General features: G+C 63.1%; 29 protein-coding genes. 17 read left to right on the top strand and 12 right to left on the bottom strand.

Features of this window, described 5'->3' with window-relative positions; all coding sequences use genetic code 11:
- Positions 1–175 precede the first annotated feature (175 nt).
- The 4 genes from AC1DYO_RS16990 to AC1DYO_RS16975 all read right to left on the bottom strand — a co-directional run bounded on the left by AC1DYO_RS16990 (position 176) and on the right by AC1DYO_RS16975 (position 2,702).
- Positions 176–1,048 carry an MBL fold metallo-hydrolase gene (locus tag AC1DYO_RS16990; protein WP_477265085.1) on the bottom strand — a complete coding sequence of 291 codons (873 nt, stop codon included), beginning with the start codon at positions 1,046–1,048 and terminating at the stop codon, positions 176–178.
- A gap of 146 nt (positions 1,049–1,194) precedes the next feature.
- On the bottom strand, positions 1,195–1,854 hold the full coding sequence (locus AC1DYO_RS16985; protein WP_477265083.1) for a peroxiredoxin: 660 nt from the start codon (positions 1,852–1,854) through the stop codon (positions 1,195–1,197).
- Positions 1,855–2,051: 197 nt separating this feature from the next.
- Positions 2,052–2,417: a cell division protein ZapA gene (locus tag AC1DYO_RS16980; RefSeq protein ID WP_477265081.1), complete on the bottom strand. Its 366-nt coding sequence runs from the start codon at positions 2,415–2,417 to the stop codon at positions 2,052–2,054.
- Between the two features lie 12 nt (positions 2,418–2,429).
- Positions 2,430–2,702, bottom strand: a complete 273-nt coding sequence (locus tag AC1DYO_RS16975; protein WP_023670128.1) for a DUF4164 domain-containing protein — start codon at positions 2,700–2,702, stop codon at positions 2,430–2,432.
- Positions 2,703–2,963: 261 nt separating this feature from the next.
- On the opposite strand from AC1DYO_RS16975, the gene tkt reads away from it, so the two are divergent.
- The 10 genes from tkt to AC1DYO_RS16925 all read left to right on the top strand — a co-directional run bounded on the left by tkt (position 2,964) and on the right by AC1DYO_RS16925 (position 16,055).
- Positions 2,964–4,955 (top strand): transketolase, encoded by a 1,992-nt coding sequence (tkt, locus tag AC1DYO_RS16970; RefSeq protein WP_477265079.1) that lies wholly within the window; start codon positions 2,964–2,966, stop codon positions 4,953–4,955.
- 156 nt (positions 4,956–5,111) lie between these two features.
- Entirely contained in the window at positions 5,112–6,122 is a 1,011-nt protein-coding gene (gene gap / locus AC1DYO_RS16965; RefSeq protein ID WP_477265077.1) for a type I glyceraldehyde-3-phosphate dehydrogenase, read from the top strand.
- Positions 6,123–6,328: 206 nt separating this feature from the next.
- Positions 6,329–8,218, top strand: a complete 1,890-nt coding sequence (locus AC1DYO_RS16960; protein WP_477265075.1) for a potassium/proton antiporter — start codon at positions 6,329–6,331, stop codon at positions 8,216–8,218.
- A 123-nt stretch (positions 8,219–8,341) separates the two neighbouring features.
- Entirely contained in the window at positions 8,342–9,544 is a 1,203-nt protein-coding gene (locus tag AC1DYO_RS16955; RefSeq protein WP_477265073.1) for a phosphoglycerate kinase, read from the top strand.
- Positions 9,545–9,665: 121 nt separating this feature from the next.
- Positions 9,666–10,691: a class I fructose-bisphosphate aldolase gene (locus AC1DYO_RS16950; RefSeq protein WP_477265071.1), complete on the top strand. Its 1,026-nt coding sequence runs from the start codon at positions 9,666–9,668 to the stop codon at positions 10,689–10,691.
- A gap of 179 nt (positions 10,692–10,870) precedes the next feature.
- Complete coding sequence (locus AC1DYO_RS16945) at positions 10,871–11,611, top strand: DUF899 domain-containing protein (protein WP_477265069.1); 741 nt, start codon at positions 10,871–10,873, stop codon at positions 11,609–11,611.
- Between the two features lie 187 nt (positions 11,612–11,798).
- Positions 11,799–12,512: an SGNH/GDSL hydrolase family protein gene (locus AC1DYO_RS16940; RefSeq protein WP_477265067.1), complete on the top strand. Its 714-nt coding sequence runs from the start codon at positions 11,799–11,801 to the stop codon at positions 12,510–12,512.
- Between the two features lie 219 nt (positions 12,513–12,731).
- Positions 12,732–13,406 (top strand): hypothetical protein, encoded by a 675-nt coding sequence (locus AC1DYO_RS16935; protein WP_477265065.1) that lies wholly within the window; start codon positions 12,732–12,734, stop codon positions 13,404–13,406.
- On the top strand, positions 13,393–14,424 hold the full coding sequence (locus AC1DYO_RS16930; RefSeq protein WP_477265063.1) for a hypothetical protein: 1,032 nt from the start codon (positions 13,393–13,395) through the stop codon (positions 14,422–14,424). Before AC1DYO_RS16935 ends, AC1DYO_RS16930 begins: the two co-directional genes overlap by 14 nt.
- Positions 14,421–16,055, top strand: a complete 1,635-nt coding sequence (locus tag AC1DYO_RS16925) for a Dyp-type peroxidase (protein ID WP_477265061.1) — start codon at positions 14,421–14,423, stop codon at positions 16,053–16,055. The genes AC1DYO_RS16930 and AC1DYO_RS16925 overlap by 4 nt, the downstream gene beginning before the upstream one ends.
- Positions 16,056–16,198: 143 nt before the next feature.
- Here AC1DYO_RS16925 and AC1DYO_RS16920 read toward each other — a convergent pair whose 3' ends face one another.
- Positions 16,199–16,360: a hypothetical protein gene (locus AC1DYO_RS16920; protein ID WP_477265059.1), complete on the bottom strand. Its 162-nt coding sequence runs from the start codon at positions 16,358–16,360 to the stop codon at positions 16,199–16,201.
- Positions 16,361–16,563: 203 nt separating this feature from the next.
- Here AC1DYO_RS16920 and AC1DYO_RS16915 point away from each other — a divergent pair, with 203 nt between their 5' ends.
- From AC1DYO_RS16915 to AC1DYO_RS16900, 4 genes are all read left to right on the top strand, one after another.
- Positions 16,564–16,734, top strand: coding sequence for a hypothetical protein (locus AC1DYO_RS16915; protein ID WP_477265057.1), 171 nt, complete (start codon positions 16,564–16,566; stop codon positions 16,732–16,734).
- Between the two features lie 184 nt (positions 16,735–16,918).
- The gene (locus AC1DYO_RS16910; protein ID WP_477265055.1) at positions 16,919–17,131 is read left to right on the top strand and encodes a hypothetical protein; all 213 of its coding nucleotides are present in this window, start codon (positions 16,919–16,921) and stop codon (positions 17,129–17,131) included.
- Entirely contained in the window at positions 17,128–17,328 is a 201-nt protein-coding gene (locus AC1DYO_RS16905) for a hypothetical protein (protein ID WP_477265053.1), read from the top strand. The genes AC1DYO_RS16910 and AC1DYO_RS16905 overlap by 4 nt, the downstream gene beginning before the upstream one ends.
- A gap of 132 nt (positions 17,329–17,460) precedes the next feature.
- Positions 17,461–18,180, top strand: a complete 720-nt coding sequence (locus tag AC1DYO_RS16900) for a helix-turn-helix transcriptional regulator (RefSeq protein WP_477265051.1) — start codon at positions 17,461–17,463, stop codon at positions 18,178–18,180.
- A gap of 56 nt (positions 18,181–18,236) precedes the next feature.
- Here AC1DYO_RS16900 and AC1DYO_RS16895 read toward each other — a convergent pair whose 3' ends face one another.
- The 3 genes from AC1DYO_RS16895 to AC1DYO_RS16885 all read right to left on the bottom strand — a co-directional run bounded on the left by AC1DYO_RS16895 (position 18,237) and on the right by AC1DYO_RS16885 (position 20,759).
- On the bottom strand, positions 18,237–18,929 hold the full coding sequence (locus tag AC1DYO_RS16895) for a DUF1013 domain-containing protein (protein WP_477265049.1): 693 nt from the start codon (positions 18,927–18,929) through the stop codon (positions 18,237–18,239).
- Positions 18,930–19,255: 326 nt separating this feature from the next.
- Positions 19,256–19,396: a DUF1127 domain-containing protein gene (locus AC1DYO_RS16890; RefSeq protein ID WP_477265047.1), complete on the bottom strand. Its 141-nt coding sequence runs from the start codon at positions 19,394–19,396 to the stop codon at positions 19,256–19,258.
- A gap of 352 nt (positions 19,397–19,748) precedes the next feature.
- Positions 19,749–20,759: an NAD(P)H-quinone oxidoreductase gene (locus tag AC1DYO_RS16885; RefSeq protein ID WP_477265045.1), complete on the bottom strand. Its 1,011-nt coding sequence runs from the start codon at positions 20,757–20,759 to the stop codon at positions 19,749–19,751.
- Between the two features lie 144 nt (positions 20,760–20,903).
- Here AC1DYO_RS16885 and AC1DYO_RS16880 point away from each other — a divergent pair, with 144 nt between their 5' ends.
- The 3 genes from AC1DYO_RS16880 to AC1DYO_RS16870 all read left to right on the top strand — a co-directional run bounded on the left by AC1DYO_RS16880 (position 20,904) and on the right by AC1DYO_RS16870 (position 22,747).
- On the top strand, positions 20,904–21,098 hold the full coding sequence (locus tag AC1DYO_RS16880) for a DUF1192 domain-containing protein (RefSeq protein ID WP_112559543.1): 195 nt from the start codon (positions 20,904–20,906) through the stop codon (positions 21,096–21,098).
- 114 nt (positions 21,099–21,212) lie between these two features.
- Positions 21,213–22,451, top strand: coding sequence for an MFS transporter (locus tag AC1DYO_RS16875; RefSeq protein WP_477265043.1), 1,239 nt, complete (start codon positions 21,213–21,215; stop codon positions 22,449–22,451).
- A gap of 32 nt (positions 22,452–22,483) precedes the next feature.
- A complete protein-coding gene (locus tag AC1DYO_RS16870; protein WP_023706277.1) occupies positions 22,484–22,747 on the top strand; it encodes an ArsR/SmtB family transcription factor in 264 nt (87 codons plus the stop codon).
- 31 nt (positions 22,748–22,778) lie between these two features.
- On the opposite strand, the gene AC1DYO_RS16865 is transcribed toward AC1DYO_RS16870, so the two are convergent.
- From AC1DYO_RS16865 to AC1DYO_RS16850, 4 genes are all read right to left on the bottom strand, one after another.
- The gene (locus AC1DYO_RS16865) at positions 22,779–23,210 is read right to left on the bottom strand and encodes an SRPBCC family protein (RefSeq protein WP_477265041.1); all 432 of its coding nucleotides are present in this window, start codon (positions 23,208–23,210) and stop codon (positions 22,779–22,781) included.
- Between the two features lie 44 nt (positions 23,211–23,254).
- Positions 23,255–23,593 (bottom strand): ArsR/SmtB family transcription factor, encoded by a 339-nt coding sequence (locus tag AC1DYO_RS16860; RefSeq protein WP_477265039.1) that lies wholly within the window; start codon positions 23,591–23,593, stop codon positions 23,255–23,257.
- Positions 23,594–23,598: 5 nt separating this feature from the next.
- A complete protein-coding gene (locus tag AC1DYO_RS16855; RefSeq protein WP_477265037.1) occupies positions 23,599–24,255 on the bottom strand; it encodes a glutathione S-transferase family protein in 657 nt (218 codons plus the stop codon).
- Positions 24,256–24,378: 123 nt separating this feature from the next.
- The gene (locus AC1DYO_RS16850; RefSeq protein ID WP_477265035.1) at positions 24,379–25,212 is read right to left on the bottom strand and encodes an alpha/beta fold hydrolase; all 834 of its coding nucleotides are present in this window, start codon (positions 25,210–25,212) and stop codon (positions 24,379–24,381) included.
- Positions 25,213–25,231: the final 19 nt, after the last annotated feature.

The following is a 25,231-nucleotide window of genomic DNA, read 5'->3' as shown; positions in this document are numbered from 1 at the left end:
CCGCTCGTCCATGATGCCAGTCTCTCGCCAAACCATCGCCGGTCCTCCGGCGAGGGAGAAAACTGTCACCTATGCTATCGGTCCATTCTGTTACCTATCTATCCGGGTCGGACACCGCCACCTTCTCCCCGTATAGTGACGGGGAGAAGAAACTTGAGCGCGATGCAACAGCCCCTCAAAACCCATCCAGCGGAAACTTCAGATACCTTCGGCCATTGGCTTCCGGCTCCGGCAGCCGTCCGCCGTTCATGTTGACCTGCAGCGCATGCAGGATCAGCCGCGGCATCGGCAATGTCTTGTCGCGCGCTTCACGCAAGGCGACGAACTCGGCTTCGGTGTGCGCCGCAACCAGGTGGATATTCTTCGCCCTTTGCTCAGCGACGGTGCTCTCCCAACGCGCCTCGCGGCCACCCTCCTGGTAGTCGTGGCCAACGAATACGCGGGTGTCGTCCGGTAATGCCAGGATGCCCTGGATCGAGCGCCACAGCCGCACCGCGCTGCCACCGGGAAAGTCTGCCCTTGCCGTGCCGCTGTCGGGTATGAACAGCGTATCGTGGATGAAGGCGGCGTCACCTATGACATACGTGATCGAAGCCAGCGTGTGGCCGGGCGAAAACAACACCTTGACCGGAAGGCTGCCGATCCGAAAGCTATTGCCTTCGCCAAACAGCCGGTCCCACTGCGAGCCGTCGGCGGGAAAATCCGGCCAGTTGTAGATCGCCTTCCACAGCGCCTGGACCTCGACGACCCTGTCGCCGATCGCGGTCGGTGCGCCGGTCTTCTCCTTGAGGTAATGCGCTGCCGAGAAGTGATCGGCATGCGGATGGGTATCGAGGATCCACTCGAGCTCCAGTCCGTTCTCCCGGATGAAATCCAGCAAGGCATCGGCGCTCTTTGTCGCCGTTGCGCCGGACCTTTCGTCGAAATCGAGGATCGGGTCGATGATGGCGCAGCGCCTCGTCGCCGGATCGGCGACGACATACTGTATGGCTCCGGTCGGCTTGTCGTAGAAACCGCTGACCAGCGGCTTGGCCAAAGCTGCGTCCATTTTCCGGTCCCCTGCCCCTCGCTCCGGCAGGAATGATCTTCTCTGCCGGAACGAACCAAGAGCATGGTCATCTGGCAAGGCGCACTCGTCAAGCACGCCTTGCCAGAAACAGGACAAAAATCGAAAACGACCCGGGTCGAGAAAACCTAGGCGGACGGCTGTTTGGTCTTCCTGAGATAGGGCAGGATCGTATCAAAAGCGCCGAAGCGCTTGATCGCATCCTCGTTGGAGACAGCAGCTGTGATGATCACGTCCTCGCCCTGCTTCCAGTTCGCCGGCGTCGCCACCTGGTGTTTGGCGGTCAGCTGCATGGAATCGACGGCGCGCAGGATCTCGTCGAAGTTGCGGCCGGTGGTCATCGGATAGGTCAGCACCAGCTTGATCTTCTTGTCCGGCCCGATGACGTAGACCGAGCGCACCGTGGCGTTGTCGGCCGGTGTGCGGCCTTCCGACGTCTCGCCGGCACCCGCCGGCAGCATGTCGTAGAGCTTGGCCACCTTGAGGTCCCTGTCGCCGATCAGCGGGTAGTTCACCGTCTGGCCGGTCGCCGTCTTGATGTCGGCCTGCCACTTGTCGTGGCTCGCAACCGGATCGACGGAAATGCCGATGACCTTGACGTTGCGTTTTTTGAACTCGCCCTCGAGCCCGGCCATCGTGCCAAGCTCGGTCGTGCAGACCGGGGTAAAATTCTTTGGGTGGCTGAACAGGATCGCCCAGCCGTCGCCGATCCAGTCATGGAAATTGATCGTCCCTTGCGTGGTTTCGGCGGTGAAGTCCGGCGCGATGTCGTTGATACGAAGGCTCATGGCACATTTCCCCTGCAACAGATTTCGTTAGGAGCGGCACCAAGGCGGCGGCCACGCTCCGGCATTGCCGCATCTTAGCGCATAAATTGCGACGGAAAGACAATAGGAAACTCTTGTCGGCGACGGAACGAGCACTTTCGTTCTACAGACCCGACATTGGGCCCGACAATCTTTCGTTTCTGCGGGAAAGGTTGCGCTCAGGCCTTGTTGACCGCTAGCGACGTGGCCAGGTCCTCCATGCGCTGGGCGAGCGCGCCGAGCGCGCTGGTCAGCACGGTGTCGTTCTTGTCGGCCTTGGTCAGCGCATCGTCGCGCGTCTTGCGCAGCGTCTGCACTTCGGTCTCCATGCCCTTGACCCGCTTCTGCAGCTCCGACAACTCGTCCATCACCATGATGCCGGCCATCACCGTCAGCCGCTGGTCGCCAATCTCGCCGAACGAATCCTTCAGATGCGAGACATAACGGTCGAAGCGTTCGGCGAGGTCGATCAGATGCTCTTCCTGGCCTTCGTCGCAAGCCATGCGGTACTGCTTGCCGTCGATGGAAACCGTGACCTGTGCCATGGCCTGCAGCTCCTATCTGTCCAGCACCGCGCGGATGGTTTCCATGGCGGTTACCAGTCGGCGCGACACTTCCTTGTTGGCATCTTCCAGCCGTTCGGCGCGGGCTTCGGAATTGTCGAGTTCCTGCGCCAGCCGGGAACGGTCGGCGTTCATGCGCTGCACTTCAGCCTCGGCTTCGGAATAGTCGCGCTCGTGCTCGAGCTTGGCAGCGACGGCGTTTTCCAGCCCCTCGATGGCCTTACCCAGCCTGTGGATGACTTCCTTGAGTGTGGTTTCCCCGGTCATGGCCTTCGTCCTGTGCCCTGCCCATCACCGAATCGCTCGCGTTCAGAACGCGTTAACAAGGAAACATTAGGCACCGGGTGAAGGCAACGTCAACAAAGCTCTCGCGACTGTCCCCCGCTAACGCTAATGTAGGCCTGCCGCCGGCATCACAAGACCGGCAAATGTGCAGCCGATTTGTTGACTAAAAGCCCGCGCCTGCTATGTGTCGCGCACCCTTTCCAGGGCTCTGCCAAGCCCACAAATCCCCACCCCGGAGGTACCATGACGTCGCGTGAACAACATGACCGGATGGCCAATGCGATCCGTTTTCTCGCCATGGACGCTGTCGAAAAGGCCCAGTCCGGCCACCCCGGCCTGCCCATGGGCTGCGCCGACATCGCCACCGTGCTGTTCACCCGCTTCCTGAAATATGATCCGAAGAACCCCCATTGGCCCGACCGCGACCGCTTCATCCTGTCGGCCGGCCACGGTTCGATGCTGCTCTATTCGTTGCTGCACCTGACCGGCTACGAAGACATGACGATCGACCAGATCAAGCATTTCCGTCAGTTGGGCTCCAAGACCGCCGGCCATCCCGAATACGGCCATGCCACCGGCATCGAGACCACGACCGGCCCGCTCGGCCAGGGCCTCGCCAATTCGGTCGGCTTCGCGCTCGGCGAGCGCATCATGAACGCCGCCTTCGGCAACGACCTTGTCAACCACTACACCTATGTGCTGGCCGGCGACGGCTGCCTGATGGAAGGCGTGTCGCAGGAAGCCATCGCGCTGGCCGGCCATCTCAAGCTGAACAAGCTGATCGTCTTCTGGGACAACAACAACATCTCGATCGACGGTCCGGTTTCGCTCGCCGACAACACCGACCAGGTCGCCCGCTTCCAGGCCTCGGGCTGGAACGCCAGCCACATTGACGGCACCGATCCGGAAGCGATCGCCTATGCCATCGAGGCGGCCCGCCATTCCGACAAGCCAACGATGATCGCCTGCAAGACGACCATCGGCTTCGGCGCACCGACCAAGGCCGGCACCAACAAGGCGCACGGCTCGCCACTCGGCGCCGACGAGATCGCCGGCGCGCGCAAGTTCTTCAACTGGGACTCGCCGCCCTTCGAAATTCCGGCCGACATCCTCGACGCCTGGCGCACCGCAGGCAAGGCCGGCGACAAGCCGCGCACCGACTGGGAAGGGCGTCTGGCCAAGGCCGACGCCAAGCTGAAGGCCGAGTTCGAGCGTCGCCTCGCCGGCAAGCTGCCGTCCAACTTCGACGCCGTCATTGCCGATTACAAGAAGAAGCTGTCGGCCGACAAGCCGAAGGTCGCCACCCGCAAATCGTCGGAAATGGCGCTTGAAGTTATCAACGGCGCGGTGCCGGAAACCATCGGCGGCTCCGCCGACCTCACCGGCTCCAACAACACCAAGACGAGCCAGACCAAGAACATCACGCCGGACGATTACGGCCAGCGCTATGTCCACTACGGCATCCGCGAGCATGGCATGGCCGCCGCGCTAAACGGCCTGACGCTGCATGGCGGCCTCATCGCCTATGGCGGCACCTTCATGTGCTTCTCCGATTATGCCCGTCCGTCGATGCGGCTGGCCTCGCTGATGGGCATCCGCTCGATCTTTGTCATGACCCATGATTCCATCGGCCTCGGCGAAGACGGCCCGACCCACCAGCCGGTCGAGCATCTGGCGGCGCTCCGCGCCATCCCGAACCACAATGTCTTCCGTCCGGCCGACGCGGTGGAAACCGCCGAATGCTGGCAGATCGCCATTGAATCGGAAAAGACGCCGTCGACGCTGGCGCTAACCCGCCAGAACCTGCCGACGGTGCGCACCGAATTCTCGGCCAAGAACCTCAGCAGCCAAGGCGCCTATGAACTGGCCGCGGCCAGCGGTGACGCCGCGGTGACCATCTTCGCCACCGGCTCCGAGATCGAGATCGCGCTCGGCGCCCGCGACCTGTTGGAAAAGCACGGCCACCCGACCCGCGTCGTCTCGGTGCCTTGCTTCGAACTGTTCGACCAGCAGAGCGAAGCCTACCGCAAGAAGACCATCGGCAACGCGCCGATCAAGATGGCGATCGAAGCCGGCATCCGCCAGGGCTGGGATCACCTGATCGGCTCCGACGGCATCTTCATCGGCATGCACGGCTTCGGCGCTTCCGGCACCATCGAACAGCTCTACCCGCATTTCGGCATCACCGCCGAAGCCGCTGCCAAGGCAGCGGAAGCCCGCCTGCACAGCAAGTAAGCTCGGTGTCATTCCCGCGAACCGCTGCGGCGGCTTCGCGGGACTGGCCCAACCTAATCGATTTAAATCCACGTCGCTGCGGCTGGATTCTTTCCGCTTCCGCAGCTATGAAGCTGCGGACCCATCTGCCGCCTTCGAGCTCCCAGGGAGAGTAAAATGACCGTCAGAGTTGCCATCAACGGATTTGGCCGCATCGGCCGCAACATCCTGCGCGCCATCCATGAATCCGGCCGCAAGGACATCGACGTCGTCGCCGTCAACGATCTCGGCCCGGTCGAGACCAACGCGCACCTGCTGCGCTATGACAGCGTGCATGGCCGCTTCCCGCATGAAGTGTCCGTTTCCGGCGATCAGATCACCGTCGGCAAGGAGACCTTCAAGGTCACCGCTATCAAGGACCCGGCACAGCTGCCGTGGAAGGAACTGGGCGTCGACATCGCGCTCGAATGCACCGGCATCTTCACCGCCCGCGATAAGGCCGCCGCGCATTTGACCGCCGGTGCCAAGCGCGTCGTCGTTTCGGCCCCGGCCGAAGGTGCTGACCTCACCGTCGTCTACGGCATCAACCACGACAAGCTGAACAAGGACCACATCGTCATCTCGAACGCGTCCTGCACCACCAATTGCCTGGCGCCGCTGGCTTCCGTGCTCCACGACGCCGTCGGCATCGAAAAGGGCATGATGACGACGATCCACTCCTACACCGGCGACCAGCCGACACTGGACACCATGCACAAGGATCTCTACCGCGCTCGCGCCGCCGCGCTGTCGCAGATCCCGACCTCGACCGGTGCCGCCAAGGCCATCGGCCTCGTGTTGCCCGACCTCAAGGGCAAGCTCGACGGCATTTCGATCCGCGTGCCGACGCCCAACGTCTCGGTTGTCGACTTCAAGTTCATCGCCAAGCGCGCGACCACTGTGCAGGAGATCAACGAAGCGGTGATCGCTGCCTCCAACGGCAAGCTCAAGGGCATTCTCGGCGTCACTCATCACCCGAATGTCTCGATCGACTTCAACCACGATCCGCGCTCCTCGATCATGGCGCTCGACCAGACCAAGGTCATGGACGGCAACTTCGTTTCGGTGCTGTCCTGGTACGACAATGAGTGGGGCTTCTCCAACCGTATGGCCGACACCTCGGTCGCCTTCGGCAAGACCATCGCCTGATCACAAACATCGTCTCGCAGCTTCAAACGCCCGGCTTTGTCCGGGCGTTTTTCGTCGGAGCGCGTGCCAAGCCAGCCCGACCGGCCAAAATGCACGAAAATCAGCGGCATAGGGCAAAAAACCACCCTCCCGCCTTGCACTGGCCATGCCTTCGCCCCACTCTCCCGTAAATCGGGAGGAAGAGGAATTCGAGGGGCAAGTCACGGATGGAGCATGCGATCTATCTCGTCACGCTGGTCGGCACAGCGCTAGTCGTCGCCGCCGCGTTTTCGAGCCTGATCGCCTTCCGCTTCGGCGCTCCCCTGCTGCTGCTCTTCCTCTGCATCGGCCTTGCCACCGGCACCGACGGTCTCGGCATCGAATTCGACAATGCGCGCGTGGCTTATTTTGCCGGCTCACTGGCGCTGGCCGTCATCCTGTTCGATTCCGGTTTCGGCACACCGCTCAACGCGCTGCGCCAGGCGGCCGGGCCGGCGCTGTCGCTGGCGACCTTTGGCGTGCTTTTGACCACCGGCCTGTTCGGCGCCGCCGCCTATTATCTGCTCGACCTCAGCTGGCTGGAATCCTTCCTGCTGGGGGCTGCCGTCGCCTCGACCGACGCGGCCGCGGTGTTCTTCCTGCTGCGCGCTGGCGAGATCAATCTGCGCGAACGCGTGCGCGCGACGCTCGAGGTTGAATCCGGCACCAACGACCCGATCGCCATCTTCCTGACCATCACGCTGGTCGAGGTCATCGCCGCCCACGCCAATCCCGCGACCCATGTGCTGGTCACCGACCTGATCCTCGGCTTCCTGCTCAATATGGGCCTCGGCGCCATTGTCGGCGTGCTTGGCGGGCTCGGCATCGTGCGCCTCGTCGACCGGCTCAATCTCGACCACGGCCTGCTGCCGATCTTCGTGCTGACCTTGTCGCTGATGGTGTTTGCCGCCGCCGGCGCCATCGGCGGCTCGGGCTTTCTGGCGGTCTATCTCGCCGGGCTGATTGCCGGCAATTCCGACATCCGCGCGGTCACCATCCTCAAGCGCTTCCAGGACGGCATGTCGTGGCTGGCGCAGATCATCATGTTCCTGATCCTCGGCCTGTTCGCGACACCCTCGCAATTCCCGGCGATCCTGGTGCCGGCGGTGCTGCTTGGCCTGTTCCTGATGTTCGTCGCGCGCCCGGTCGCCGTCTGGCTTTGCCTGATCCCGTTCCGCCTGCCGCGCCCCGAGGTCGCTTTCGTGTCCTGGGTTGGCCTGCGCGGCGCCGTGTCGATCCTGCTAGCGATCACCCCGCTGCTCGGCGGCCTTGAGAATGGTCGCGTCATCTTCAACACCGCCTTCATCATCGTACTGGTGTCGCTGGTGGTGCAGGGTTGGACGGTCGGGCCGCTGGCACGCCGGCTCGGCCTGATCGTGCCGGCTCGGCTCGGACCGCTCGACAAGGTCGAGCTCGAACTGCCGGGCTCCGCTCACCACGAACTGCTCGCCTATCGCGTCGCGCCCGGCAGCCCGGTGGCGCGCGGCGAGCGCATCCCGCGCTGGGCCAGGCCCTCGCTGGTGCTGCGCGACGGCCGCTCGATGCGCTTCCAGGATATGGGTCGGCTCGCCGCCGGCGACCAGGTCTACATTTTCGTGCCCGACCGCTATCCGCGCCTGCTCGACAAGCTGTTTGCCAGCCGCGCCGTGGTCGACCCGGAGGATGCCGATTTCTTCGGCGCTTTCGCCGTCGATCCGGCTCGCTCGGCCGGAGAACTGGAGGCCGCCTACGCTCCGGGCCTCACCGAAGCCGAGCAAAAGCTCACCGTCGGCGCGCTGGTGGCGGCAAGGCTCGGCGGCCATGCCGAATATGCCGACCGTGTGCTGATCGGCCCGATCGAGCTGATCGTCCGCGACGTCGACGACAAGGGGAAAATCACGGGCGTCGGCCTGTCCTTCGAGCCGACTGCGCCGGTGGCGCGGGTGCCGGTGTTCCTCAGCGCCGGCGAGATCGGCGACCGTGTCTCCGCCTTCATCCGCAACTGGCGCAAGCCGACGGAAACGCAGGTCGCAGAGGTCCCAGCCGACGAGAAGCCCGCCCCGGAGCCGACGGCGGAAAAGGCAACGACCGAAGACTGACGGCGATCTGTCCGCGCTGCCCTTCGCCCTGACCTTAAAATTTAGCTCGCACCCCGGCCTAAGCCTTGCATCGTCATCGATGCGAGGTATGGTCCCGGCGATTTTCCACGGAAAGGAACCAGCATGGCCGCCTTCAAGACACTCGACGATATCGGCAATATCAGCGGCAAGCGCGTGCTGGTGCGTGTCGACCTCAACGTGCCCGTCGCCGACGGCAAGGTCACCGACGCCACCCGCATCGAGCGCATCGCGCCGACCATCGCCGAACTGTCCGGCAAGGGCGCCAAGGTCATCCTGCTCGCCCATTTCGGCCGGCCCAAGGACGGCCCCTCGGCCGAATTCTCGCTGGAGCCGATCGCCAAGGCGACCGCTGAGGTGCTCGGCCGCCCCGTCGGCTTCGCCAGCGACTGCGTCGGCGACACTGCGGGAAGCGCAGTCGCCGCCATGAACAAGGGCGACGTGCTGCTGCTCGAAAACACCCGGTTCTACAAGACCGAGGAGAAGAACGATCCGGCCTTCACCGAAAGGCTTGCCGCCAATGGCGACATCTTCGTCAACGACGCCTTTTCCGCTGCCCATCGCGCCCATTCTTCAACCGAAGGGCTGGCGCGTCTGCTGCCCTCCTATGCCGGCCGCACCATGCAGGCCGAGCTTGAAGCGCTGGAGAAGGGTCTGGGCAACCCGGTCCGTCCCGTCGTTGCCATTGTCGGCGGCGCCAAGGTGTCGACCAAGATCGACCTGTTGATGAACCTGGTGAAGAAGGTCGACGCGCTGGTGATCGGCGGCGGCATGGCCAACACCTTCCTCGCCGCGCGCGGCACCGCTGTCGGCAAGTCGCTGTGCGAGCACGACCTTGCCCCGACCGCCAAGCAGATCATGATCGAGGCGGCCGAAGCCGGCTGCGCCATCATCCTGCCGGTCGACGGCGTCGTCGCCAAGGAATTCAAGGCGGGCGCCGCCTGCGAGACCGTCGCCATCTCTGATGTACCAGCCGACGGCATGATCCTCGATGTCGGCGAAAAGACCGTGAAGGCGATCGGCGAATGGATCGACCGCGCTGCGACATTGGTCTGGAACGGCCCGCTCGGCGCCTTCGAGATCGAGCCTTTCGACCATGCGACGGTGGCGGCGGCAAAGCACGCGGCAGCCCGCACCACGGCCGGCAAGCTTGTCTCGGTCGCCGGTGGCGGCGATACGGTGGCCGCGCTCAACCATGCCGGCGTCGCCGACGATTTCACCTATGTCTCGACCGCCGGCGGCGCGTTCTTGGAATGGATGGAAGGCAAGCCGCTGCCCGGCGTCGACGTGCTGAAAAAGCAGGCCTGAGCGGAACGGCCGCGCCAAACGACGCGCCGGGAACTTTCAATCGATTCGAGCTTTCCGATGCCATTCCTTTGGCGGTAGACTTCCGTTAAGCGCGGAACAGACCCCTTCAGGAGAAGCAACAATGAGCGAACGTCTCGAAGATATCGCCGCCGCGATCGTGGGCGGCGGCAAGGGCCTGCTGGCAGCCGATGAAAGCTCCGGCACCATCAAGAAGCGCTTCGACGTCATTGGCGTCGAATCAACCGCCGACAGCCGCCGCGACTACCGCGAGATGATGTTTCGCGCCAAGGACGCGATGACGAAGTACATTTCCGGCGTCATTCTCTATGACGAGACCATCCGCCAGAAGGCCGCCGACGGCACGCCGCTGGTCGACATCATCAAGGCGGCGGGCGCCATTCCCGGCATCAAGGTCGATGCCGGCGCAAAGCCTTTGGCCGGCTTTCCCGGCGACACCATCACCGAAGGCCTGGACGGCCTGCGCGAGCGTCTCGCCGACTACTACAAGCTCGGCGCTCGCTTCGCCAAATGGCGCGCGGTGATCGACATCGATACCAGCAAGGGCGTGCCTTCGGCCAATTCGATCGCCTCAAACACCCATGCGCTCGCCCGCTATGCCGCACTTTGCCAGGAAGCGGGCATCGTGCCGATCGTCGAACCGGAAGTGCTGATGGACGGCGCCCACGACATCGACACCTGCTACGCGGTCTCGAAGGCGACGCTGATCAAGCTCTATGACGAACTTCATGCGGCCCGCGTCGTGCTCGAAGGCACCATCCTGAAGCCGAACATGGTCATATCAGGCAAGAAATCCGGCAAGACGAACAGCCCCGAGGAGATCGCCGAGAAGACGATCAAGCTGTTCCGGGAAGTGGTGCCGGTTGCGGTGCCCGGCATCGCCTTCCTCTCGGGGGGACAGTCGGACGAGGAAGCGACCGCCAACCTTAACGCCATCAACGCCATCGGCCCGCATCCTTGGAAGCTGACCTTCTCCTACGGCCGCGCGCTGCAGGCCGCCCCGCAGAAGGCATGGAGCGGCAAGGCATCGAACGTCGCCGCCGGCCAGGCCGCCTTCACCCATCGCGCCCACATGAACCACCTGGCGGCGCTGGGAAAATGGAAGGAAAGCCTCGAACAGGCTGCCTGAGCGCCGTCCTCCCGTTGTCATACAAACCCGGGCCGATGCGCCCGGGTTTTTTTGTTTGTGGCGAGCCCGGTCTTGGGATCGGACGTCAGCATCCTTATTTCCCTTTCGGCCGAAACCTGCAGCGATGTCGGTTCCTGCCCATCCCGAACGTCCTTGGGGGTGCAGACAGGGAGAGGTTCATGCATCGCAACAAGGTGGTTTCGCGCGAAGACTGGTTCCAGGCGCACAAGGCGCATCTGGCGCGCGAGAAGGAGCTGACGCGGTTTCGCGAGCGCATCGCTGCCGAGCGGCGAGACCTGCCCTGGTTGAAGATCCGCAAGGATTACGTCTTCGAGACCGAGCAAGGTCCGAAGAACCTGGCGGAGCTGTTCGCCAACCACAGCCAACTCATCGTCTACCACTTCATGATGACGCCAGGGTTGGATCATCGCTGCGAAGGTTGCTCGTTCCTTGCTGACCATATCGACGGCGCCAACCAGCATCTCAGGCACCACGACGTGTCTCTGGTCGTGGTTGCGCGCGCGCCGCTGGCGGAGCTGTTGCCCTACAAGCAGCGCATGGGCTGGAAATTCGACTGGGTGTCGTCCTATGCGTCCGATTTCAACTTCGACATGCAGGTTTCCTTCACCGACAAGCAGATCGCGGCCGGTGACACCACCTACAATTTCGAGACCCGTCCGCGGACCTCGAAGGACCTTCCCGGCACCAGCGTCTTCTACAAGGACGAGAATGGCGACATCTTCCTCACCTTCACGTCGCGCGCCCGCGGCGGCGAGGCGCAGATCGGTACTTATGAGTATCTCGACATGACGCCGAAGGGCCGCGGCGAAAACGGCGCTTATCAAAGCCTGATGGACTGGGTGCGGCTGCATGACGAATATCAGGACAGGCACGCGGACAAACCGAGCTGCTGCGACTAGAGCAATTCCAGGAAAAGTGGGAACGGTTTTCCCGGGAAAAACGCGTAGCGTTTTCCCTTGGGAATTGCGAAAAACCAAGGAGCTAGAGCGGTTCGCCGTTTCCGTGAAACGGTGAACTGCTCTAGAAGCGCGTTCACCTGCGCCCGAACATGCGCTAAGGCTGCCGCTGATCTTTAAACGGTTTGCCATGCGCTTCCCGACCCTTCTCACCTGGCTCGCTTACCCTGTCTACGTCTGGCAGGGGCTTGGCGTGCGCCGCCGCACCACCCGCATGCTGCCGGCGCAAGGGCCGGTCATGCACGAGATATCCGGCAAGGCGCCGGCGATCTCGCTGCTGGTGCTGGGCGATTCCTCGGCCGCCTCGGTCGGCATCGGCAATTCCGAGGACGGGCTTGCCGCGCAGCTTGCCGTCATGATCGCGCAACGCACCGGCAACGCCGTACGCTGGCGCGCCGCCGGCTTCAACTCGGCAACGTCCGGCCAGATCCGCGACCATGTGCTGCCCAATCTGTCGGCCGATCCGTGGACGCACATTGTTCTGGCCATCGGCACCAACGACACCAAGAATTTCCACTCGGTGCCGCGCTTCAAGAAGGAGTTCGGCGGCCTGCTCTACGCCCTGCGCGCCAAATGGCCGGAGGCGCGTGTCGTCTGGTCGCCGGTGCTGGAATTCACCCGCGCGCCGGCCATGCCGCCGGTGCTCGGCAAGATTCTCGAGATCCGCGCCACCGCCATGAACCGCATGGGCGAGCGCTTGTGTTTCGAGCGCGGCGCCGTACCGGCACCGCGGCTGCCGATCACCAACCCTCAAGAGGGTTTTGCCTCCGACGGTTTTCACGCCTCGGAAGCCGGCTACCGTGCTTGGGCCAAACATCTGGTCGGGCAGGTCCTCGCCGATTGACCAGCGTGGGCGCCGGCTCAGGCTAACCGGGTTTCGGAGAACTGGATCGATTGTTTTCGAAATACTGTTGATTTCGGCATCCCTCCAATGGATTAGGGGGAAGAATATTTCAAGTCAAAACAACATGAATGCGCCATACCGGCGTTACTTCTGCAACACCGCCTTGCGGATTCAGGGCTGCTGGGTCATTCTGCCATTGGGCAAGGGGTTTAGGGTGGCATGTCGAACATTGCCGGCAAAGCATATGCAATGAACGTGCTGACGCCGATGCGGCCTCGGTGGACCTGGATCCAGCACTTGATTTTCTTGGTGGCGCGCGCCGGGCCCGCGCAGCTGTCGGGTTTACTTGGGCTGAAGCTCATTCATTTCGCGCGCTGGGTGATCATCCGGCGCGGCCAATGGCCTGATCTCGGCCAGGGCAAGCAGGCCATCCAGAACGACTACATGCTGTTCCTGTCCAATTTCAACGGCACCTGGGACCAGTATATCGACGCCTTTGCCGATGGAATTCCGAGCGGCCTGGACATGTTCTGGTATGCCAGCACCAAATATCCGCACTCGATCCCGATCTCGAGCTTCAAGGACTATATCGGCGCCAACCAGATCCATACCAACTATTACTACAACGCCACGCCGGGTGCAGCGCAGCGCGACATCAAGGGGGCGCTGCGTGTCCGAAACGAGGTGCTGAAGCTCGCCAGAATCCACGCCAGCAGCGACCCGAAGGCCTTCGCACTGGCCTACAAGGAGGCGCTTGTGAAGGTGGCCAACTCGCTGGCATCGCCGGGCTTTGCCCCGATCGCCTCGGTGGCGACGCGCAAGGCCGACAAGGCGCGGAACGAATTCATCGACATGCTCGAAAAGAAGCGTGGGGCGGCCGATGCCAAACCTTGACGGCGGCCACTATTTCCTGACGGTCCTCGCCCCGATCCGGGTCGACATCATGATCGACCCCGACGAGATCGGCCGTTCGCGCTCGCACCGGCAACTGCTGGCGCAGAAGCTGGCGTTGCTGGCCACCGGCAAGCAGACGGCGGAATCGCCGCCGGATGCACGGCCCTCACCCTTCTCGCTCAACACTTTGAACCACCTCGCCCGGTTCGTCATCATCCATGGACCAGCCTTCAACGGGCGCATGTCGACCGATGCGCTGGTCAGCGCCGTGCGCAGTGTCAATCCGCTGGCACCGCAGCCCGTAGATCAACTGGGTACGCCTTTTCTGCTGTTTGCGGCCGATATCGACGCACAGGCCGAAGGCGATGCTCTACGCGCCTACACTGATCAATTGTGGGCGACGATGAAACGCGATCTGGTGATCATCTTCGGCCATTGCGTCGGCTTCGACGGCATCGATTCCGCGGACGGGTTTCACGCCTATATCAAGCGCTGCCAGATCGAGACGACGATGCCGTTCAACGACTACTGGCCCGACGGACTCGACGTCAAAGACAAGAAGCTGGAGATCGGCGCGCTCAAGCCGGTTGGCATCGCTACCGGCGGCGCGATCGTAATCTGGCTTGCGGTCCTGCTTCTGCACGGCGTCTTCGCTGTCTTCGGCGTTCACAATGCTTTTGCGCAATGGATCGCGACAGCAGCCACATGGGGCGTCGCCGTGGTTTCGCTGCTGGTCATCCTGACATTGCTTATGGCTTGGAGCCTGTATCGCAAGGTCTTCCACCAGGGCATGACCCCCTTCCCGACCGCACCCGGCGCCGACCTGCCCTCGGTGCTGAAATCGCTGTTCGTGCAGCAGCATTTCACCCGTTTCGCCATCGAGGCGCAGGGCCTTGACGACACAGCACTTCACGCCCGCTTCGGTGCCTTTGTCAGCGCCATAAAGCCGGACGATCCGGCGGAACCTACACAGCAGGCCGGTGAAATCCGGGCGCCGGCGGCGGAGTGGGCGCGATGATCGAACTCGACCTTCCCGACCTCCAGGGCAACATCCATCGTCCCTATGGCCGTTTTGGCTTTCCGCACAGCCGGCATCTGTTTTTCACCATCGCCGATGCTGCTGCTGGCCGGCTGTTCGTGCAAGGCGTTCGGCCGCGGATCACCACCGCCGAGCCATGGGGAAAGTCGGAGGCTGGCGGCGCCGGACCCACGCTGCTGCGCAAGCCGCCGATCACGCTCAACATCGGCTTCACCTATCTAGGCCTGCGCGCACTCGATCTGCCGACCCGCACGCTGCGACTGTTGCCCGACGAGTTCATTGACGGCATGGGCTGCCGCGCCGACATCCTCGGCGACGTCGAAGGCAGCGCGCCAAAACACTGGGACCCCGTGTGGCGCTCGCATCTCGACGGGACCATTCGCCCGGCCCATGTCTGGGTGTCGCTTAATGTCGGCGCCAATCCGAACGGCACGCCGCTGCCTGAGCTTACCCTGTGGACGACATGGCTGCAGGAGCTTGCCGACAAGTCCAACGGCGGCGTTGCGCTGCTCGCCGGGCATGGCGCCGACGGCTCCGGGCTCTGGCAGGATTCCGCCGCGCTGATGGATCCAGGCCCCGACGGGACAATGGTCCCGCAGCCGAAGGAGCCCTTCGGCTTCACCGACGGCATCAGCGATCCGGTGTTTCGCGGCCAGTTCCAGGCCGACGCAGAGGCGCGCGCCGTTATCGGCGCCGGCAAGATCGCCGAAGGCTCCTACGATCCCAAGACCAGCTGGAAAGCGCTTGAGACCGGCGAGTTCATCCTCGGCCAGGTCGACGAGGGCCAGGAATTTCCGGTCGCCACCGAGCCATCCGGTTTTGCCCGCAACGGCACCTTCATGGTCTGGCGCAAGCTGCGCCAGGACGTACCGGGATTCGAGGCCGAGATGCGGCGGCAGGCGGCCCTGTGGAAGCAGGTTACCGGCATCGCCGACGACCTGGAGGCCTATGAGACCGTCTCGGCCAAGCTGGTCGGCCGCTGGCGGTCCGGCATTCCGCTGCTGGCCGCGCCGAGCTGGGCCGACCACCAGCGCTTGATGGCCGACTGGGCGGATTGCATCGACCCCGCGCTGTGCAAGCCGCGCGACGACGTCAAGCACCAGGAACGGCTCGCCGCCTTTGCCCGGCTGCGCACCGGCTTCCGCTACGGCGATGATCCCGATGGCGCCAAATGCCCGTTCGGCGCCCATATTCGCCGCGCCAATCCGCGCGATATGCTCGACCCGCTGCTGAGCGACACGCATGGGGCAAGCACGCTCACCAACCGCCGCCGCATCCTGCGGCGCGGGCTGCCCTATGCCGATCCCGACGGCGAACAGGGCGTCATCATGATGGCGATCTGTTCGAGCATTTTCCGACAGTTCGAATTTATCCAGCAGCAATGGATGAGCTATGGCCTGGATTTCGAGGCCGGCAACGACACCTGCCCGCTGACCGGCAACCGGGCCGAATCCAGCAAGCACGTCATTCCGGCCGGGCCGGCCAATGCCACACCCTTCATCGCGGCGAACCTGCCTGAATTCGTGACGACGCGCGGTGGCGATTACTTCTTCGTCCCCAGCCTCACCGCAATCCGCATGATCGCCATGGGAACGGTCGATCCGACCTGACACAGGCCTGCCTGCTCCGGCAAGGGCACGACAGGTGCCGTGCCAAAGCAATTTCAGGAAAAGTGTGAGCGGTTTTCCGTCCGGAAATTGCAAAAAACAAAGAGATAGAGCGGTTCGCCGTTTCCGTGAAACGGTGAAACGCTCTATGTCCAGTGCCCGAGCACGCCGGCCAGCGAGATGGCGGCCATGGCCAGCAGCGCCAGCTTCCAGAAGTCGCCGCGCCGCCTCAAGCCAGGCCAACCGAGCGGCTTGATCAGCTGAATGGCCATCATGCCGATGATGACAAGGGCGAGAAGCTTCGACATGCCGCCTTTGACCAGCATTGTGGGCGGCTGTCAAAGCGCTGTCTGCATGGTCTCTGCCAATCCGGCCGTTCCTGACAAAAGGCTCGTTTCCGAGCCGCCAGCAAGGCACCTCGCAGCTTTCTTCAACGACCTGACATGCTCCTGACAGACTGCTGTCAGGAGGGGTGTGCGATAGTGTCTCCATCAGAGAAGAGGAGATGGTCATGAACAGCTTTGGTATTTTGAACAGCGTACAGCACTATGTCGGCAAGATCCGCACGATGCGCAATGAAGTCCGTACCCAGCGCTTCATGAACTCGTTGCCGGCGGACATCCGCAAGGACATTGGCTGGCCCGATATGTATCAGGGTTGCAGCCGCATCCGCGAGGTCTGAGGCGATTTTTTCATGGCAATGCTTGGATACAGCCATCGCCACACCCAGATCAAAGACATGACGCGCAGGCGGCGATGCCTGTGGGCGGGTGCAGAATTATTCGGCGCTCGCCACGGACAATGCTGAAGGCTCCTGACAGAATGCTGTCAGGAGCATCATGCCATAGATGTGTCAGGAGACATGAATGGTGAAAAGCTGGAACGACAGGCTGAACGCGCCGGGTATCAATGGCGTGAAGCCGACGCCGCGCACAATGGGCGATGTCGTCGAGGGCCAGCCGATGCTGGTGCCGACGGCCCGCCAGGTCGATGATTTCATCCGCACGATTCCCAATGGGGTCGAGATGGATGTCCGCGCCTTGCGCACCGCGCTCGCCATCGAGCACGGGCGCAAGTGACATGTCCGGTCACCATCGGCTATCATCTGCGCACCGTCGCCGAAGCCGCCAATGAGGATCTCGAGCGCGGCATGACGCTGAGCGACGTAGCACCCTTCTGGCGTGTACTCGACACCAACACGCCGACGACGAAGAAACTGTCCTTCGGCGCGGAATTCGTCGCCGCGCAGCGCAAGCGCGAAGGACTGAAGCCATAATGCGTGTCGCCCAAAAGTGCGCAGCGGTTTTTGGGATAACGACAGGCATCAAACAGGACATGCCTGCCGCCCGAAAGTCGAAACCGGTTTTGGGCAACGGCATGCATAAGAAACACGCAGAGGGACCAAACGATGCGCCGTGCCGACAGGCTCTTCCAGATCGTACAGCATCTGCGTGGTGGCAGATTGGTCACCGCACAGAAGCTCGGTACCTGGCTCGAGGTTTCCGAGCGAACCATCTACCGCGATATCGCCGATTTGCAGTCGACCGGGGTGCCGATCGACGGCGAGGCGGGCGTTGGCTACATGATGAGGGAGGGTTTCGACCTTCCGCCGCTGATGTTCACGCGTGACGAGATCGTAGCGTTGGTCGCCGGCGCCCGCATGGTGCGCGCCTTTGGCGGTGCCGCCATGGCGCGCGCCGCCGACGAGGCGCTGGTCAAGATCGGCGCCGTGCTACCCGACGCCGAGAAAGACCGCATCGCCCGCACCGAGATCCACACGCCGATGTGGGTGGTGAGCGACGCCGCGCGCGAAGCGATCGACTTGATCGAGCGCGCCGTCGAGAAGCGCCAGGTGCTGACCATCGACTATTGCGACGAAGCCGGCCGCGGCACGGCGCGTGACATCCGGCCGCTCGGCCTGTGGTTCTGGGGCAAGGTGTGGACGCTGGTCGCCTGGTGCGAGATGCGCGACGATTTCCGCGCCTTCCGCATCGACCGCATCGCCTCGGTGGTCATCGCCGGCCGCATCTTCAAGCCGGAACGCGGCAAGCAGCTCGCCGATTTCTACCGCGCGGTCGAGCGCTCGGAGGATTACGGCATGACGCCGGACCGGGCGGCGCGGAGCTAGACTAGAAATAAAAAAGCCCGCTTCGAGCGGGCTTTTTTATTGGATTGTCACAGACCTTATTCCTCGTCCGCGTCTTCGTTCTTGGACTTGAGCGCCGAGAGCTTGGCGAACACGGCGTTGGCGTCGAGCTCGGCATCCTCGTCCTTCGGCTTCTCCGGCGTCGGCACCAGGCGCTCGGTCAGGGCCGCCGGCAGCAGCGTGTCACCGACAGGCTGCGCCTGTTCGCGGCCGCGCGAGGCACGGTTGACTTCCATGTCGAGGTCGATCTGCGAGGCGAGACCCAGCGTCACCGGATCCATCGGCTGCAGATTGGCCGAATTCCAGTGCTTGCGCTCGCGGATCTGTTCGATCGTCGACTTGGTCGTGCCGACCAGGCGCGAAATCTGCGCGTCCTTCAATTCCGGGTGGTTGCGCACCAGCCACAGGATGGCATTGGGCCGGTCCTGGCGCTTGGACAGCGGGGTGTAACGCGGGCCCTTGCGCTTGGATTCCGGCACCCGAACCTTGGGATCGGACAGTTTCAGGCGCTGGTTCGGGTCCTTCTCGGCGCGCGCGATCTCGTCACGGGTCAGCTGTCCCGTCATGATCGGGTCCATGCCCTTGATGCCTTGCGCCGATTCGCCGTCGGCGATCGCCTTGACCTCGAGCGGATGCAACCCGCAGAACTGCGCGATCTGCTCGAACGAGAGCGCGGTGTTGTCGACCAGCCAGACGGCGGTCGCCTTGGGCATCAGCAGCGTATTGGCCATTTCAAAAAATCCTTCTCGTTCGCCCGCGTTCCCGCGCGGGCGGTGGTTTAGAGCCACCAAAATGGGAAATTCGCGGCCTGTATAACCGCTCCGTTGCCGTTTCGCAATGTTTTTGGCGCAGGGCGCAGCCGCTGGGCGCCGGACTGCGTCGAGGCCAGAAAAGGCCTCGGCCTCGGCAATCGTTGATGCCGAGGCGTAAAAAGGGCCCCAAAACGACAAAACCCGCCAGACAGGGTCCAGCGGGCTCGGAACCGGCGACGGGAAACGTCTGCTGCGGCTCTTGCTTCCAGCACATGGCCTGGCCTTACGGCCGGCCATGCTTCGAGTTAGATGGCCTTGCGGGCAATCCGCTCGATGTCGCCGCGGCTGATGCCGAGGTCGTGGAGCTGACGGGCGTTGAGCTTGTTCAGCTCGCGCACGGTTTCGTTGTACATACGCCAGTTACGGAAAGCGCGGATCGGGTTCATGGTAGTCCTCCAATTGTTGGATCAATTCGTTTCGATGACGCTTAGATAGGCAGCACTGCCCACGAATTGAACAGACGTCTTTGCATAGCCGCAATGCAAATGCTGCATTGCACAATTAAGGTTCTGTTCATCTTGCCAACAGGCCGAGCGTGGAGGATGTGCCGAGATTCAGGTCAGGCCGAGTCGAGAATGGCTGATGCCGAGAACCGGAGCGGAGCGTACTAAAGTACGGCCTACGCCAGCCGTAGCCTTAATTGCGGCAACCACTCATGCAGGCTTCGGCCGGCGAAGGCCGGAAGCGCAGGCACCGCCGTTTGCGGGCCGGCCTCACCTGAATACCGGTACGTCCGTCCTAACCGACGTCGAGAACGATCTTGCCAATATGCTCGCCCTCTTCCATCCGCTCATGCGCCCGCCAGGCATCGGCGAGCGGGAAGATCATGTCCATCACCGGTGACACCTTGCGGGTGCCGAGCAGCGGCCACACCTGCGCTTCCAGCGCCGCGGCGATCGCTGCCTTGAACTCGACCGTGCGTGGCCGCAGCGTCGAGCCGGTATGGGTCAGCCGCTTGACCATGATCCTGGAAAAATCGGCGCTCGCCACCGCGCCGGCCTGGACGGCGATCTGGACGATGCGGCCCTCGACCGCCGCCGCTTCGTAGTTGCGCTGGACATAGTCGCCGCCGACCATGTCGAGGATGACGTCGGCGCCCTTGCTGCCGGTGGCGTCCTTGACCGCGGCGACGAAATCCTCCTCGCGGTAGTTGATCGCCCGGTCGGCGCCGAGCTTCAGGCAGGCGTCGCACTTTTCCTTGGAGCCGGCGGTGGTGATGACATAGGCGCCGAAGGCCGACGCCAGCTGAATCGCCGTGGTGCCAATGCCGGACGAACCGCCATGGACGAGCAGCGTCTCGCCCTTCTTCAGGCCGCCGCGCTCGAACACATTGTGCCATACGGTAAAATAGTTTTCCGGCACCGCGGCTGCTTCGGTATGGGTGAAGCCGGCAGGCAGCGGCAGCACACTGCCGGCATGAACCTTGACATATTCGGCATAACCGCCGCCGGGCGTCAGCGCGCAGACCCGGTCGCCGATGCGCCAGCGCGAAATCTCGTCGCCAAGGGCAGCCACTTCGCCCGATGCCTCAAGGCCAGGCAGGTCCGACGCCCCGGGCGGCGGCGGATAGGCGCCCTTGCGCTGCTGCACGTCGGGCCGGTTGACGCCGGCGGCACGCACCCGGATCAGGATTTCGCCGGGGCCGGGCACCGGCACGTCGCGCGTTTCCGGTTTCAGCACCCGCGGCCCGCCCGGCTGCGAAATTGCAATGGCCGTCATTTTGGCCGGAATTTTAAGTCCGCTCGCCATCAAATTTTCCGTCCCGGTCCTGCCGGTCTGTCGCCGGCTGTTTGCATCAGCACCCCTGCCCTATGTATGCTGATTGCCGGATCAGGCAAATGCTCAAATCAGGCCAATACTGATCAGGCCAATGCTGATCAGGGAGGAGCGACGATGGCGATCTTCGACGACGAACCCAAAAAGAAGTCCAGGCCGCATGAGATCGGACAGGATCTGTCGCTGCTTTCGGTCGGTGACCTGACCGAGCGGATCGGCATATTGCGTGACGAGATTGCCCGGCTGGAAGCCGAACTGCAGACCAAGGGCAGCACCAAATCGGCGGCCGAAGCCTTGTTTCGCCGCGGCTAGTTTTCGCACTAGTTTCGGCGTCGGAGCATCCGCCGCCGAAAAGCCCGAATACACCTGTCTTCAGAGCTGCTCCCGTCTTCAAAAACTGACAAGCCCCTTCAGCCGGATCAAACAATGTTTGCAAGCTACAGACCGATTCTCTCGCTGCTTCGCGGCACCGCTTTCCTGCTCGCGGCTTCGGGACTGCACGGCCTGCTGTTGCCGCTGCGTGGCCAGCTCGAAGGGTTTTCCACCGCATCGCTCGGCCTAATGGGCACCGCCTGGGCCGGTGGCTTCGTCACCGGCTGCTTCTTCGCACCGCGCCTCGTGCGCCGCGCCGGCCATGTCAGGGCGTTCGGCGCCTTTGCCGCGTCGGGCGCCATCGTCGCCCTGCTCACCGGCCTGATCATCGACGAATATGTCTGGATCCTGCTGCGCGCCTTCACCGGCTTCACCATGGCCGGCGCCTTCATGGTCATCGAAAGCTGGCTGAACGAGAAGGCCACCAATGAGAACCGCGGCACCGTCTTCGGCCTCTACATGATGGTCACCTATGCCTCGATCATGGGCGGCCAGATGATCGTTGCCGGCGGCGACGTCAGATCGGCCTCCCTGTTCATGATCACCGGCATATTGTTCTGCCTGTCGCTGATCCCGACCGCCGTCTCGTCGGCTTCATCTCCCAAGCCGTTGCAGGACGTCAAGCTCGACGTCAAAGGGCTCTATGCCAACTCGCCGGTGTCGGCGATCGCCTGCCTGCTGATCGGCATCGCCAATGGCGCCTGGGGCACGCTGGGTGCGGTCTACGGAGCCCGCATCGGCATTTCCACGGCCGAAATCGCGCTGATGATGAGCCTTGTGGTTGTCGCGGGTGCAGCCATGCAGCTTCCGGCCGGACGCCTCTCCGACAAGACCGACCGCCGTTTCGTGCTGGCGGGCGCTGCCTTCGGCGCCGCACTTTTCGCCATCCTGATCTTCCTGTTCGAACCGCACTCGTCGGTTCTCGTCATTGTGCTCACCGCCGCCTACGGCGCCTTTGCCTACACGCTCTATTCGATCGCCGTGGCGCATGCCAACGACCATGCCAGCGACGAGGACTTCGTCAAAGTCTCGGGCGGCCTGCTGCTTCTGTACGGCTTCGGCACCATGATCGGGCCCTTGCTGGCTGCCGCCCTGATGGGCTGGTTCCGCCCCGAAGGCCTGTTCCTGGCCACCGCGCTGGCGCATCTATGCCTCGCCGCCTACACGCTGCTGCGCATCAGCCGCCGCGCGCCGGTGCCGATCGAAGACCGCGATGCCTTCAAGACCCAGCCGGCCGATCGCTCGGTCACCCCTGAAGCATTGCGGCTCAGAAAAGCGGAAGCCGACGGTTGAGATTTGAAAAGCTTTGCCCCACAAGTATAGGCATGATCTTTTCTGACGCCTTCATGGCGATTGCCGATCCCAACCGGCGCTATCTCCTGGAAGAGCTCCGGCGCGGCCCGAAAACCGTCAACGAACTGGCTTCGGGCCTGCCAGTCTCACGCCCGGCCGTGTCCCAGCATTTGAAGGTGTTGCTGGACGCCGGTCTGGTTCAGGCCAAGGCCGAAGGCACCAGGCGGGTCTATACGGTCAGCAGTGCCGGCTTTCTCAAGCTCAATATTTGGCTTGATCAGTTCTGGGAAGCATAGGCGAAAATCCCAATTCGCGTTTCCTATGGTTTTAGGTGCCCGCCGCCAGTGCCTTGCCCAGCGCATCCAGCAGAAACCCGGTTCCATGCTCGCGCGATGAGGATGTGTCGTGCCCATCGAGGAACGCGCCCTGCTCCGTCAGCACCAGGCGCGTGCCCGTGCCTTCCGGGCGAAGCTCCATTGTCGCCAGCGAAACCGAGATTCTGACATCGCCGGCCAGCATGTCGTAGCTGTAGACGATGCGCTCATTGGGCACGATGTCCAGATAGGTGGCGGCGAAAGTATAGAGCGGCCCATCTTTGGGCCCGCCGACATTGATCTCCTTGCCGCCGATACGGAAGTCCATCTCGTAGCGGCTGGGTCGTGGGCTGTCCGGATCGGCGAACCAGCGCCGCTTGGCGGCCGCGTCGCTCAGCGCGAAATAGACTTTCGCCGGCGCGGCCGGATAGACGCGCTCAAGCACGAAGGTGGAGTGGACGACGGATCGTTCGGTCAGAATGGCCTCCTTCAGTTTTCTGAGTCTTTGGTCTCGGCGAGAAAGTCGCCGAGCCGGTCAAGCCGGCGTTCCCATGTCAGCCGCCGTTCGTTGATCCAGCGTTCTGCGTTGCGCAGCGCCTGCGGTTCGATCTGGCAGGTACGCACGCGGCCGAGTTTCTCCGAACGCACCAGCCCGCTTGCCTCGAGTACGCTGAGATGCTGGACGACGGCCGACAGCGACATCGCCAGCGGTTCGGCCAGTTGGCTGACCGAGGCCGGCCCGCGCGACAGCCGTTCGACCATGCTTCGCCGGGCCGGATCGGCGAGCGCCTGGAACATCAGATCGAGCTGGGCGGGGTCGTGCAGCATCGCGGCTAGCCGTTGTTGTAGGGAAAGAACTTGAAGTAGGGCTGCGCCTCCTCGATCACCCGGGCGAAGGATGGCCGCTTGAGCAGGCGGTCGTGGTAGCGTTTCACGGCGGGATAGCTGTCGCCGAACGGCTCGACCTTGTTGGCGTAGAACAGCGCCGGCGAGGCCGCACAATCGGCCATGGTGAAGGTATGGCCGGCCGCCCAGATTTTCGAACGCATCTCCTCCTCGACGATCGCATAGGCGTTGCGCAGTTGCGCGCGCGCCTCCTCGACCCCGAACGGATCGGTCTTGTCCTGCGGCCGCAACCTGTCGCCGACGATCTTCTGCATCGGCGCCTGCACATAGAAATCGTAGAAACGGTCGGCCTGGCGGACCTGGAGAGCGAGGTCAGCCTCGACCGGGATGAGCTCGACCGGCCCCGGATAATGCGCGGCCAGATATTCGATGACGATAGTCGATTCCAGCACCGTGCGGTTGCGCGCATCGTCTCGCAGCGCCGGCATCTTGCCGGTCGGCGACACCTTGAGGAACGCTGCCCGCGACTGCTCGTCGCCGAGATCGACGATGACCGGCGTGAAGGGCGTGTCGTTCTCGTAAAACGCAATCAGCGGTTTCCAGCAGAACGAGGCCAGCGGATGAAAATGGAACATCAGGGACATTTTTTGCTCGTCTGTTCGTGGTGCGTCGGTGCTGGAGCGATGCCAGTCAGCACCAAACGCTGAAGCATTTACTTAACTATTGTCGCAAGTGGGGTGTGTCAAGGTTCCAACTCCACCGCCTGTTCAGGGTTTGGTATGCGCGACGAGGGCGGCGACAATCGTGCCCCAATCGTCGGGATGCAGTTCGTGGCCACCGCCTTCGATGCGGACAAGCCGTCCGCTGGCGACAACACCGGCAAGGGCTGCGCCATGCTCGACCGGAAAGATCGGATCCGATGTCCCGTGGATGACGAGCAGCGGAACCTTGATCTCGCGCAGGCGCCCTTTCAGATCCTCGCCACCTTTCAGCATGAAATGGTTGGTCGCGCTCAAAAAGCCGCCGGATCGGTCATAGTCCTGTTCAATGAACGCCCGCATCGCCTTCCCATCGAACGGATGGGCAGTGCTTGCGATGGCGTGCGCGTCCTTGACGACAAAGCCGACCACCTGGTCTCGGTTCGACCAGTCGACCTTGGCGCCGTCGGCCGAGTGCTTCATATAGGCCTCGGTCGTCCCCGGCAGATGCAATGTGTCGATCCCCACCGGCGAACTGCTGATCACCGTCAGCGAGATGACACCCGAGGGATGTTTCACCGCCAGTCGTTGCGCGATCATTCCACCCATCGACATCCCGACCACATGCGCCTTCGCAATGCCATGGCTGTCGAGCACGCCGGCCGCATTGTCCGCCATGTCGTCGAATGTGTAGGGCGGTTCGCCTGGCGCATATTTGGTCGACAGGCCGGTGTCACGGTTGTCATAGCGGATCACGAAACGACCTTCGCCGGCGAGTTTTTTGCACAGCGCCTCCGGCCACCACAGCATCGAGGCCATGGCGCCCATGATCAGCAACATCGCTGGATCCCGGGAATCGCCGAACGTCTGGGAGACGATTTCGGGTGCTGCGGTCTTTGTCATGAAAATCTCCTCGCCTACA

The sequence above is a fragment of the Mesorhizobium sp. P2_F5 genome (assembly GCF_056403715.1).
The sequence above is the reverse complement of the archived record's forward strand: the minus strand, read 5'-3'. Positions and strand labels throughout refer to the sequence as shown.